The organism is Paenibacillus sp. FW101-FHT12H11 (assembly GCF_058790355.1).
The window spans coordinates 63666-76290 of sequence record NZ_JBYTCO010000006.1 but is presented as its reverse complement, the minus strand read 5'-3'; the positions used below and the strand labels follow the sequence as shown (position 1 = coordinate 76290).

Annotated in this window: 8 protein-coding genes; 5 read left to right on the top strand and 3 right to left on the bottom strand. The window is 48.0% G+C overall.

From position 1 onward, the window contains the following. The first annotated feature begins 22 nt into the window (after positions 1-22). Together AC3WTJ_RS20115 and trhO are read left to right on the top strand one after the other, a co-directional pair. Complete coding sequence (locus AC3WTJ_RS20115; RefSeq protein WP_492523359.1) at positions 23-3781, top strand: response regulator; 3759 nt, start codon at positions 23-25, stop codon at positions 3779-3781. 84 nt (positions 3782-3865) lie between these two features. After that, positions 3866-4771 (top strand): oxygen-dependent tRNA uridine(34) hydroxylase TrhO, encoded by a 906-nt coding sequence (gene trhO, locus AC3WTJ_RS20110; RefSeq protein WP_492523358.1) that lies wholly within the window; start codon positions 3866-3868, stop codon positions 4769-4771. Between the two features lie 182 nt (positions 4772-4953). Here the strand turns inward: trhO and AC3WTJ_RS20105 are convergent, their stop codons facing one another. Both AC3WTJ_RS20105 and AC3WTJ_RS20100 read right to left on the bottom strand, forming a co-directional pair. Next, a complete protein-coding gene (locus AC3WTJ_RS20105) occupies positions 4954-5484 on the bottom strand; it encodes a hemerythrin domain-containing protein (protein WP_492523357.1) in 531 nt (176 codons plus the stop codon). 137 nt (positions 5485-5621) lie between these two features. Further along, the gene (locus AC3WTJ_RS20100) at positions 5622-7829 is read right to left on the bottom strand and encodes a methyl-accepting chemotaxis protein (RefSeq protein WP_492523356.1); all 2208 of its coding nucleotides are present in this window, start codon (positions 7827-7829) and stop codon (positions 5622-5624) included. A 346-nt stretch (positions 7830-8175) separates the two neighbouring features. Here AC3WTJ_RS20100 and AC3WTJ_RS20095 point away from each other — a divergent pair, with 346 nt between their 5' ends. Genes AC3WTJ_RS20095 through AC3WTJ_RS20085 form a run of 3 tightly spaced genes read left to right on the top strand, consistent with a single transcriptional unit; the run spans position 8176 to position 11484 of the window. Continuing rightward, on the top strand, positions 8176-9633 hold the full coding sequence (locus AC3WTJ_RS20095; RefSeq protein ID WP_492523355.1) for a circularly permuted type 2 ATP-grasp protein: 1458 nt from the start codon (positions 8176-8178) through the stop codon (positions 9631-9633). 31 nt (positions 9634-9664) lie between these two features. After that, entirely contained in the window at positions 9665-10624 is a 960-nt protein-coding gene (locus AC3WTJ_RS20090) for an alpha-E domain-containing protein (protein WP_492523354.1), read from the top strand. Further along, on the top strand, positions 10621-11484 hold the full coding sequence (locus AC3WTJ_RS20085; protein ID WP_492523353.1) for a transglutaminase family protein: 864 nt from the start codon (positions 10621-10623) through the stop codon (positions 11482-11484). The genes AC3WTJ_RS20090 and AC3WTJ_RS20085 overlap by 4 nt, the downstream gene beginning before the upstream one ends. Positions 11485-11530: 46 nt before the next feature. On the opposite strand, the gene AC3WTJ_RS20080 is transcribed toward AC3WTJ_RS20085, so the two are convergent. Next, positions 11531-12619 carry a Gfo/Idh/MocA family protein gene (locus tag AC3WTJ_RS20080; RefSeq protein WP_492523352.1) on the bottom strand — a complete coding sequence of 363 codons (1089 nt, stop codon included), beginning with the start codon at positions 12617-12619 and terminating at the stop codon, positions 11531-11533. Positions 12620-12625 lie beyond the last annotated feature (6 nt).

The following is a 12625-nucleotide window of genomic DNA, read 5'->3' as shown; positions in this document are numbered from 1 at the left end:
TGACGATTTATGGAGGCTTCCGATGTCACTCTCTTTACGTTTCAAGCTTGTTGCACTTCTTGTTCTAATCACTACTTTTTCATTAACGGTTGTAGGTTTTACGAATTACAAGCTTTCAAAAGAAAAATTAATTGGGCAAATCAAAGCCCAATCCATCACTTCTGTCGCCAATTCCGCGCAAAATTTATATGACTTCCTGTCCATTCGCCTAGCCGAAGTTGAGATGATAAGCCGTGTTAGCGTCATGAAAAATGGAACTGTTCAGGAACGGTTGGCCTACTTAACCCAAGAACTGCAAACCGGGAACAATCGCTTTTTGGCAATGGGGGTCGTGGATCCGGACGGGAATCTTCTTCTTACCACGGGTCAAAAGCTGAATATCAAAGGTCAGCGGAGATTCGAAGAGGCTTTGCTCGGCAAAACATACATATCAGATCCTTATATCGGTGAAATTTCAGGCCAATATATCATTACCATTACCGCTCCTGTTTGGGACGAAAACAAAGAAGTTACTAGCATCGTCGATATTTCACTAGACGCGGAAGCTACCTTTCGCGATCACCTGCATACGCCCCTTGAAGGGGTTCAGACCGTCATTGTGAACCACGAAGGAACCATTCTGTACCATACGGATGCCAGCAAAATTTTAAAACAGAATGTTATCAACAACAACCCTTCATTGGCTTATGTCTTGGATGAAGCCTTCCAGCAGGATGCTGGCTATTTGGACCAATATTTGGATAACGGTAAAAGAGCGCAATGGTTCTATGCCCGTGTGCCCAATTTAAATTGGCATCTCGGTTATTCCATGCCGATGACGGTTTACCAACAACCAGCCAGTTCATTGCTTTGGTGGACCGTTGGCTTAATCGCTGGAACCGCCGCGATCTTGTTCTTGCTGATTTGCTTAACGGCGGACTCGCTCATCATTTCACGGATTCAACAAATTCTGCGCGTCACAGAATCTGTGGCTGCCGGCGACTTTTATATCAAGCCGCTCCAGTTTAAAAGCAAAGATGAGCTAGGCGCTCTTGCGCATTCCGTAAACGGTATGATTGAAAATCTGCGTGAACTTTTCGAACCGTTTGAAGCTTTCATTCAGCACAATCAATATGCAATGATCGTCACGGACCCTCATTTTACAATCAATCACCTGAACCGCCGGGCGACCGAACTTCTTGGCTATACGTTCACGGATGTACATAAAAAAGCTACACCTCTGATATGGTTGAATCACGATCAGCTAGTTGAAAGAGCTGCCAAATACACGATTGAGCTCGGAGAATTTGTGCCTGCCGATTGTACAGCACTCGTGATCCGCTCGCTTCGCCATCTGAAAGAAGATAGCGAATGGATATGGCATCATAAAGATGGAACCCGCCTTTTTGTCCAATTGAGTGTCAGCGCTATTTCGCATCCGGGGGGCGCTCTCAAAGGTTACGTCATCATTGCCCGCGATATCAGCGACATTAAAGAAAGCAATGAAACGAAGATGCGGCTGCTTACCATTGTAGAAAGCGCGCGGGACGCCATCCTTTCTTTCGATCAGCAAGGCTACATTTTCTATATGAATCAAGCAGGTAAAAATTTAATCGGCTTAGAGAATGAACAAACAGGAAAATATCATTTCAGCGAGTACGTGGATATCCGAAGTGATGTCGATCTCGATGAGGGGCTTCTTACCGCAATAAGCGAAGGGTTCTGGGAATTCGAAGCGGAGGCGTTAACGAAAGGGCAGCGCCGGATTTTCATCTCCGTGACGGTCGTTCCCCATACGCCTGCCGAAAAGGGAGAACGCTACTTCTCCGCCATCTCGCGGGATATTACCGACCAAATGTTGGCCAAAGACGAGTTGATTCTGGCGAAACAGGAAGCTGACGACGCCAACTTGACCAAAGGCATTTTCCTTGCGCGGATGAGCCATGAAATTCGAACGCCGCTTAATGGCATCGTGGGGTTATCCTACTTGATGGAACGAACCGCGATGACTCCGCTGCAGAAGGATTATATGGCCAAGATCACCAAATCTTCGCTTTCTTTATCACAAATCATCAGCGACATCTTGGACTTCTCCAAGCTGGAGGTGGACAAGCTGGCCATTGAACATCATGCCTTCCTGCTGGATGATACGATTGACCGTGTGTGCGAAACGCTTAGTGTGCTGCTTGGTCATAAGTCGGTCGATTTTATTTGTGATATTGATGAGCGAGTGCCGCTTGGCCTCATCGGCGATTCCTTGCGCCTGTATCAGGTTCTCTTGAACTTAACCAGCAACGCGATTAAATTCACAGAACAAGGAACCGTCACACTGCGAGTCCATGTCCAGGAGCTTCAGGAAGATCGAGTTTCTATCGGTTTTACGATCAGCGATACAGGGATTGGCATGAATGATGAACAGCTCGCCAAACTGTTCCAGCCATTCGTTCAGGCTGATGAAGTCACGAGCCGCAAATTCGGGGGAACAGGGCTTGGACTCGTCATATCCAAAAGTATCATTGACAATATGGGCGGCTCCATTGAAGCCTCCAGCGAGCCTGGCTTGGGCAGTGTGTTCCGCGTCAGCATTCCTTTTGCTTTAACCTTGCAAACGACGAAGTCACAGACCCGCTTCCCGCTTCGCGCCTTTCTTGTGGAAGATCATCCCGAACTGCACCGCGTGCTGCTGCAAACGCTGGCATCTATGTGTTCGGAAGCGGCAGGTGTTTACTCCTGGAAGGAAGCAAGGAAAGCTATCGAGCTTATTCCACTGGATTTGGTTCTGCTCGATATGGAGGCTTTTGACATGTATGGGGAAGAAGTATGGTTGGACATGCTGGAGACCTGTAATCGGAACAACTTGAAAACGATTATTTATACAACCTTGCCGGGCCGGGATGCCTTGGAGCAGCTGCCTGCGGAGGCCGCACCGCACGCGATTTTGGTCAAGCCGGTTTCCCGGAGCGTTCTGTACCAAACCCTGCAAACAATCACAGGCAGTTATGCATCCGATGTTGCCGACCAGACTTCTGAAGCCGGAAAACTTGAAAGTGAAGTAGCTTGGCCATCCTTTCCGCGAATTCTGCTTGTCGAGGATAATGACATCAATCAGACCGTCGCTCGCTCCCTTTTGGAAAGTATGAATGGTGTTGTTCAAGTAGCTTCTAATGGTTTCGAAGCTTTACAGCATCTGGAAACCTCAGATTACCAATTAATCCTGATGGATATCCATATGCCTGATCTTGATGGCATTGAAACTGCGAAACGCATTCGGCTTCAGCCCAAATGGCGGCACATTCCCATTATTGCCGTCACCGCCGACTCTACCCTGGAGAAGCGTCTAGCTTGCATTCGCGCTGGCATGAATGAGGTCATCTCCAAGCCGATCATTCCTGATCGCTTATTTGCCGCTGTGAGCACTTGTTTAAGCTTGAGCGGAAAAATGGCGGCACCCGGACTTGATAGGGAGGAAGCGCTGGAACGTCTGCTTGGCAAAACCGACATTTATCATCAAATGCTGAGGAAATTTCATGTACAGTCCCAAGATTTGATTGAGCAGCTAACAACAGCTATTCAACAAATCAAATATGACGATGCCTTGCATCTCCTGCATACATTGCGCGGTTCATCAAGCAACCTGTCCGCCAATCGCGTGTACGCCGCGGCTACCGCGCTCGAAGAAACGTTGAAACAGTCTACTCCTCTGGATGAATCCAAAACCATCCTGATTCAAAATCAGGTGCAATCCCTGGCGATCGCTTTGGAAGAGGTCTTTCACACCATCCAAAAATTGCTGCTTGATTGAAAAATGTGCGATTTTATGTCACTATATGCATAGGGCTCCCGCTGACAGGAGCATGTATTTTATATGTATAGGTGGTTTAAGATCATGACAGAACAAAGCGCTCCATACCGCATTTTGTTGTATTATAAATTCGTTAATGTGATAGATCATGAAGCATTAGCTCGAGAGCATCTGGCTTATTGCAAAAAGCTCGGCGTCAAAGGCCGTATTCTGATCGCCCCGGAAGGCATCAACGGCACCCTCTCCGGAACCGTGGAACAAACCGACGCTTACATCGCCATGATGAACCAAATGCCTCTTTTTAAAGATATGGTCTACAAAATTGATGAGAGCGAAGGACATGCTTTCAAAAAGCTTTTCGTTCGTCCTAAAAAAGAGCTCGTTACCTTCCGTCTCGAAGAAGATGTGAATCCGAATGAGCTGACGGGCACGCATTTGAAGCCCAAAGATTTCTATGAAAAGCTTCAACAAGAGGATGTTATCGTCCTTGACGGGCGCAACCATTACGAGTACGAAATCGGGCACTTCCGCGGCGCCATTCGTCCGGAAGTGGAAACAACACGCGAATTCCCGGAATGGATTCGCAACAATCTTCAGGAATTTAAGAACAAGCCGATTCTCACTTATTGCACTGGCGGTATTCGTTGTGAGAAGTTGTCGGGCTTTCTGATTCAAGAGGGCTTCACAGATGTTTACCAACTCGATGGCGGCATTGTCACCTACGGGAAAGATGAAGACGTGAAGGGCCGCCTTTTTGACGGTAAATGTTACGTGTTTGATGAGCGAATCTCGGTTCCTATTAACCGTACGGACGAGGATATCATTGTAGGCAAATGCTACCACTGTGGCAAACCTGAGGATCGCTACATCAACTGTGCGAATGATTTGTGCCATCTGAAGCATGTATGCTGTGAAGCTTGCGAAGAAGAGCATAACAGCTTTTGCTCCAAGGAATGTGAAGAGAAGACGCTCAGCTCGTTAGAAGCATAAATTCATTGATATAAATTTAGAATTATGGCCGTGAAGCACAAGGACCGCTCTCTCCGGATTGGAGATGGGCGGTTTTTTATTTTGATATTATGAAAAACAGGGGGATAATGAAGTTCTTACTAGCTAAAAAAAGGGCCCATTCACAAGTTCGGCAACTTGAGAAAGGCCCTTTTTCTATGTACTCAAGATAATTGCTCTACGATGCGGTCGGCAAGCGGATACACAAGTTCCTCCTCCAAGGTGAAATGCCTGAGCAGGATTAAGCAGGCCGTCATTAATTCCGACGCCATCACATGCAGGAACTCTTCATCTATCGGCACTTTCATCGCATTCACACCGTCAACGAAAGTTTGCACAACCCTTTTAGCCAAGTCATGATCCTGTTCCAGAACCGTCACAGAACGGGAAACCGACAGCGCAGTCGTCGGAGGCAAGTAGGATTGCAGGAGTGGAAACAGCTCACTTTCCTCCCATTCCGAATGCTGCTCCAGCTCTTCCACCAGAGATAGAATCAGATCTTGGAGTTCAATCAGCTTACACATGCCTATTGAGCAATCCTCGAGGGAGTACAAGGAAGCAGCCATCGTGCGGATTTCGGCAAGCTGTCCGCGCATCTGTAAATGTTCCTCCTTCAGACGTTCTACGAGTACGGGAAAATAACTCGGATCCACGATATACTCCGTATTCGTTTGAATGCTCAAACGGTCTTTCATTCTACATCCTCCTTTGGGGGTCTCCTCCGAAATCTTCGTGCGTGAGCAAACGCAAAAAAAGCTGACCTAATCTGCATTATCATTCTATGCAGGTAGGGTCAGCTCTCATGCGAAGGAATAAAGAACGATTAGAACATTTATCGAATACGGCTTTCGGTTAATTGGAACTGATTCATGAGCTGGAGCAGCGATTGGGTAATCGCCCCGACATCTCCCGTCGTTTGGCGCACATGCAGCATGTCCTGCAGCAGCTCATGCACCGTTTGCTCCACCTCCGCGGAGATTTGGCGGTTCTCCTTGCTCACGCCCGCCACCTTCTCCATCAGCGCCACCACTTCCTCCACCACTTGCGTTTTCATGGTGTCATGGGCGCTCGCGCTGCTGAGAATTTCGGAGGCCGCCGCCACGATTTGCGTCCCCTCCAATACGACCTTCGTGCCCTCCTCCATCGAGAGGAAGGCCTCATTCGCATGGCGCTCGATCTGTTCAATCGTCTCGTTAATTTCCGTCGTCGACTTCTTCGTCAGATCGGCCAGTTTACGAATCTCGCCGGCGACGACGGCGAAACCTTTGCCGTGCTCGCCAACCCGGGCCGCCTCGATCGAAGCATTCAGGGAGAGAAGATTCGTCTGCGCCGAAATTTCCTCAATGACTTTCAACAACTGTGGAATTTCTTGCGTAGTAAGCAGGAACGTCTGAATGGTCTGATTCGTTTCGGCTACCTTGGCTGAAATCTGATCCATCTTATCCCCGATGCGGCCAACTTCATCCTGGGCTACTGCAATTTGATCCGAGGCTTTCTCTTCAAGCTCTCGCAGCGTGCCGCTCATATTTTGCGTCACATCCTTGGCGACGTCAATGTCCCTAAGCTGTCCGCGCAAGGAACGGATCATATTATGGATCTGGGTGCTCATACGGCCAGTCGATTGCTCTGTTGATCCGGTCGATTCATTGAGCCGATCTTGACTGATCTGAACCTCAGCCGCCGCTTGTTTCACCTGCAGCATGATACCCTCAAGAGAATCGATCATATTGTTAATCCATTTCGCCAATTCCCGGGTTTCATCCCCTGCAAACTCCTGCACGCGCAAGCGTTGTGTCAAATCCCCGCTGCCTTCCGCGTTTAGGCGGATGAACTTATTGATTTGGGCAAGCTGTTTAACAACCGGCTTACTGCCTTTGCGCCTGATGATACTAGAGCCGATCCAACCGTATATCGCACAAGCGGCAGCTGTAATCGCCGCGCCTAACCCGCTTGAGACATGACCGTTTAACAGCCAAAAGCCACCGCCCGAGAGTAATATAAAACCTACAATAAATTTGAGTTGTAAGCTGAACATTTTCCAATCAATGCTGCGAATCCGGTACACCTCTTCGAGATCCCCTTCACACATCATCCCCCAAATATCCGGGCAATGCGGCAGTTGGAACGTAACTCCCTTTCCAATAACCGAGATGTGCCGGTAATCCGAATAACCCGGAAATTCCACGAACAGGTTGCTTCCTTTGGCAATCGTTCCCGCAACGCCCGGATGCAGCTGCCCTGTGGCCGGATCTGTAAAGATCAGCTCCAACTCCGTATGTTCCTTAACGCCAACGATACCGAAATCCGTACGCACGCCGTCTTTCAAATTATCGCCATGCGTGAAAGTCAAATCCTCAAACCGGCTGCGGGACAACGCCGTTCCTGGCGCAATTTGTTTATTCAACACCGGCTTCGCCATGAATAAATAGTTATCCCCTGAATCTGGGTAGACATGTCCGGATTCCCGTTGAATCAAATCCCCTAGCACATCGTTAGGCACGCGGCCGCAGATAGCCCCTTGCCACTCTCCGTTCTTCACCAAAGGCAAAATAAAAGCCATCGTCATCGCATCATGAAACGGCGAGGTGCTTGGACCGATCTGCAAGGTTAGCGGGTCGGAAAAAGGACCAAACAAACATTTCTCCCCTTTTCGCGTCTCCTCCAACCCTTTCATAAGACCGCTTCCAACAACATACGTCTTGCCAACATGAGCAGGGTATGTCGAGTAACTCACACCTGCTTTTTCATTCAATATAAAAATTTCCGAAAAGTCCGCTCCGCTCTTCAGGGCAGCAGTGAGCATTTTCTGTATAACTGCCGAGTCCTGAGAAATCGGTGAAGAAGTTGAAGCCGACTCGGATAACATCGCATGCAGCCTATCCAGATGTGACCAATACGTTTTCACCCAGCTGCGCAATATTTCTGTCCGTGTATGAGCGATCCCTTCAAAGATATGTTCCACATCTTCTTTAAGGTGACGATTCAACCGATATGACCACCAAAGCGGCAATCCTTTCCGAAACCCTAACCAATCAAACATACCCCGTCCCCCTATATTCACATAGTGTGTGAATTTTTTTAACATTTACCTTATTCGACATTCTATAGGTGTTTCTGTCGTAACGCAATACAAAATTAGGAATTTTCGAAAATTTTTAATACTTTTGAACTATACGGTACTTTCATCCTTTAATTTTACGTCAGTTATATTGACATAATTTTCTGAAAAATCTACAATATAAGAAAATGTAGGCATCGTCATCAATTTACGTTATATTTTCTAACACATTTTAAGAATGAAGATCAGAAAGGAGGCCTGGTTTCTGCTTCGGGCCCATATCTCCATGTAGCTTCCGAATGCATAGTTAAGAAACCAGGAAGCTGCGATGTCAAAACCTGAGAATCTGGTCACCACGCCTTATAATCCCCACCCCTTTTACGATGAAATGTTTATGAACGCCTATTCGGTTCGTTCGCATTATCAAACGGTATTTCGCCAGTTCATGACGATGAAGTCCGGCAATCTGAACAAGCGCCAAACAGCCACCATGAAACGGATGATGGAAGAAGGCATCACCTTCACACTGTACAGTCCTGATCAGACCGAAGCGCTCGAACGCACGATTCCTTTCGATCCCATTCCTCGCATCATTCCAAGGGATGAATGGCTGAAGCTTGAGAAAGGGCTTAGGCAGCGCGTGAAGGCGCTGAATTTATTCCTCAAGGATATCTACCATGACCAAAACATTCTCAAGGATGGCCTTATTCCAAGAAAAATGGTTCTCTCGAACTGCTACTTCCGGCCGGAAATGATGCGTTTATCCATTCCTAATGATGTGTACGTAACCGTTTCAGGCATTGACTTAATCCGCGATGAGCACGGCGAATACTTTGTTCTTGAAGACAATCTCCGATCGCCGTCAGGATTTTCCTACTTATATAAGAGCCGTTCCATCATGACGCATTTATTCCCCGAGCTCGTGTTTAGTCACTCCATCCAAGATATCGAAAAAAGTTTGAATGTGTTTCTATCCGCTTTGCGCAGACTTAGTCCCTCCGGAAAAAAAGATCCCGTTATTGGCCTGCTGACTCCAGGTTGCTATAACTCAGCTTACTTCGAGCACACCTTCCTTGCTCAGCAAATGGGAATCGAGCTTGTAGAAGGGAACGATCTCGTCGTCATCGATCACAAGGTGTACATCCGCAGTATCAAAGGGCTTCGCCAAATTGATGTGCTTTATCGCAGAATTGATGACGATTTCCTTGATCCGCTTGCTTTTGACCCTAATTCACTGCTAGGCGTTGCAGGCATCATGAATGCCTACCGCGCCGGCAACATCAACATCGTGAACGCGCCAGGCACAGGGGTAGCGGACGATAAAGCCATCTACGCCTACGTTCCAGATATGATTCGCTACTATTTGAAGGAAGAACCTATTCTCAATAACGTGCCTACGTACATTCTTTCGAGACCTGATGAACGCGAGCATGTCCTCGAACATTTGAGCACGATGGTCGTCAAAGAAACGTCCCTTTCCGGTGGATACGGTATGCTCATAGGACCAACGGCTTCTGAGAGCGAGCTGGCGGATTTCAGGCAGAAAATTATCGCGAACCCTGATCGATATATCGCCCAGCCCACCATTCAGCTGTCGAGAGCGCCTGTCATGATGGATGGCCAAATGGCTGCACGCCATATTGATCTTCGAGCCTTCGTTATCGCAGGCGAAACGATCGACGTGATTCCCGGCGGACTTACGCGAGTAGCGCTCAAAGAAGGTTCACTTGTCGTGAATTCCTCCCAGGGCGGGGGTTGCAAAGACACATGGGTGACGAATTCGTAGAAATCCACATTTTGACGGGAGGCAGCGGAACATGGTGATGATGGGACGAACAGCAGAAGCTTTATTCTGGATCGGACGGTACACGGAAAGAACAGAGAATCACGCGAGGTTAATTGATGTTTATTATCATATCCGCGAGGAACGGGAGAGCGGCAGCGGTCAAATGTGGAGCCGGTTAATCGACACGATCGGCGACAGAGCTGCTTTTAACGAACAATACAGCAGTTGCACGGAGCAGCACGTCCTTCAATACATTACACTGGATAAAAATAATGTAAACTCTCTGCTCGCCTGCACCAATCATGCGCGAACCAATCTGCGCAATATACGCGAGAAGATGCCGGCTGAGCTATGGGATATTATGAATGGCTTATATTTGTGGCTAAAAGAAAAAGATGTCCGTGATATCACTAGCGATTCACCGCATTTATTTTACCGATACGTCCGTGACCATTTATCGATGTTTCACGGAGCTGCCACCTCTGTCATGCCGCGCCAAAATGAATGGCATTTCATAGAAGCAGGACGATATTTGGAGCGTGCGGAGAATTTGCTTCGCTTGCTGCAATCCTTATGCCAGGACTACGCCAAAGAGGAAATGTCCTCCTACCCGCTTATGCTCTCTGTTCTCAAGTCAGTCAGCGGTTATGAATCGTTCCGCAGAGAATATGCGGATACGGTGAACCTGACCAATATCATCAAATTCCTGATGCTGCATGAGGCTTTCCCGAGATCGATCAGCTACTCTTTTCAAGCGATGGAACGTTCCTTAAAGAGCATCCAGCTAGAAGATCCCGATTTGAACATGACGGTACACAAACTAGCCAAGCTGGCAGGGAAAGTGAAAGCTAACCTGGCCTGCATGGACGAGGAAGATATTTTATCCGGTAAATTGGAAATGGCCCTGCATGCTCTCCGTGAATCGTGCAACCTGATGGGCATGCGGATGTCCAAAGTCTTTTTTCCCTCCAGGGAGGAGGTCATTGCATGAAGAAGCTGGAGATTACGCATATCACACGTTATTCTTACGCAGATACGGTGCAAGACAGTGTCAATGAAGTCCGGTTAACACCGCTGACCGACAATCGTCAATCCTGCTATCATCACAGTTTGATCACCGAACCTGTATCTGCTTTCTTTACGTATTCGGATTACTTTCATAATCGGGTGCATGCCTTCACCGTGAATAAAATCCACCGAGAGCTCACCATCAAAATGAAGTCTACCGTTGTGACTCACGATAACGATAACATCCCGAGTGCAGCACTCTCCCCTTTTGAGGAGAAGGCGCTGCGGCTCAGCGATGATTTTCAAAATGAATACGCGGAATACTTGCTCCCTACAAGCTACACAGGGCTCACAAGCGAAATTAAGGCCTATTCAGATGCCATTAACGACCAACATATTTCCTTGTATGACTTGCTGAGCACTATCAATACAACAATCCATCGCGATTTCACCTATGATCCTTCTGCTACGTCCGTACAGACCACAGTGGGTGAAATGTTGAAGCTAAGACGAGGCGTATGCCAAGACTATTCGCATCTAATGATCGCCGTTTGCCGGGATAAGGGGATACCTGCCAGATACGTCAGCGGCTATCATTTTGTCGGCGATTTGCAAGGAGGCAGCGCTGAATTCACGCAAGCTTCCCATGCTTGGGTAGAGTGCCTGATCCCAGGCAGCGGCTGGTTCGGGTATGACCCCACCAACAACTGCGAGGTCAACTGGCGTTATATCAAGTTAGGCCATGGTCGCGACTATAACGATATCGTCCCTGTCAAAGGGGTCTATCGCGGAGCCGGCGGGCAAGATCTTGAAGTCATTGTCGATGTCAAACTGGTTGAGTAAGCCTCTCTTGAATGAGTGAGGAATAGGCATTCCGCTTGCTCCTCACTTATGATTTGGGCACCCAACACTGCGGCTCTGTCGTGATCGTTTCCCCGGTTGAAATAGCTTTCTCGATCATCATCCCGAGATAATGGTCCTGCGAAGCCTCTTCCAAGCTATAAAAGCTTGGCCCACCAAAGGCATATTCAGCCATTTTCTGCAGGCATGCGGCAATGGCAATTTCATCATCGTATAATCTAGCAGGAGCGAATGGATTCTCGTACACCCATTTATCGCCGCAAAGAATTCCTTTCAGGTAATACCCTTCCGCGTTTTCCAGCTCGCCTCTGTTCATGCGCTTCAGCTCCATTCGAAGCTCTGTGCATGATTCCTGCTGAATCAGAACCCGGTTATCGAAAATTTCCCCACGCTGCCCTCTAACGGATAAATGATTGGAGCGTGTCCAGGAGCGGTGCTGGTCTTTCGTAAAATCATAAATGCCCAGCCGATCGCCAAAATCCAGCCAAGCCAGATCTCTCTGCAAAGGAATAAGCTTATCTTCTGTTGGCGGACCGCTGCGGTTTGGCCCCTGAACCCACGAGGACTCGAAACGCATCGCCCTAATGCGAACATCTTCGAAATTGACCCCTAACATTTTCCGAATTAAGCTAACGGCATGATAGGTTTGTGAGATGGAAACCGTTGTTTCTGTAATTTTACCCAACTGGCCTGAACGAATAAGTTCCAATCGCGCTTGTTGAACGGGATGAAGATGGTACTGCTCCGCTACCTGAATACGCGCACCCGTAAGAGTTAATCGCTCATACAATAGCTGAAGTCCGCTCAAATCAGGAGCCGGCGGCGTTTCCAACAAAACGGGAATTCCCCGCTCCGCCAACGCCAGAAGGTAATCCAGACTTTGTGAAGGTGAAACAGAAACGACGACAAAATCAGGATGCTCGTTTTCCAACAGCTGTTCAAGCGACCGGTATGTAGCTGTTCCCCACTTCGCTTCCATTTCCTTGCCTTTGTCTTCACTTCTGACAACCATCCCGCTAATTTCAAACCGCTCAGGCAGCGCCTGTGCAATGCGTAGGAAATATTGCGCGCGAAAACCGGCACCGCCGATCAAGCTGAATTTTACTGGTTTCATCATAACTAC

Coding starts and splice junctions, on each gene's coding strand:
- AC3WTJ_RS20115 (WP_492523359.1), top strand. CDS start 23: ATGTCACTCTCTTTACGTTTCAAGCTTGTTGCACTTCTTGTTCTAATC.
- trhO (WP_492523358.1), top strand. CDS start 3,866: ATGACAGAACAAAGCGCTCCATACCGCATTTTGTTGTATTATAAATTC.
- AC3WTJ_RS20105 (WP_492523357.1), bottom strand. CDS start 5,484: ATGAAAGACCGTTTGAGCATTCAAACGAATACGGAGTATATCGTGGAT.
- AC3WTJ_RS20100 (WP_492523356.1), bottom strand. CDS start 7,829: ATGTTTGATTGGTTAGGGTTTCGGAAAGGATTGCCGCTTTGGTGGTCA.
- AC3WTJ_RS20095 (WP_492523355.1), top strand. CDS start 8,176: ATGTCAAAACCTGAGAATCTGGTCACCACGCCTTATAATCCCCACCCC.
- AC3WTJ_RS20090 (WP_492523354.1), top strand. CDS start 9,665: ATGGTGATGATGGGACGAACAGCAGAAGCTTTATTCTGGATCGGACGG.
- AC3WTJ_RS20085 (WP_492523353.1), top strand. CDS start 10,621: ATGAAGAAGCTGGAGATTACGCATATCACACGTTATTCTTACGCAGAT.
- AC3WTJ_RS20080 (WP_492523352.1), bottom strand. CDS start 12,619: ATGATGAAACCAGTAAAATTCAGCTTGATCGGCGGTGCCGGTTTTCGC.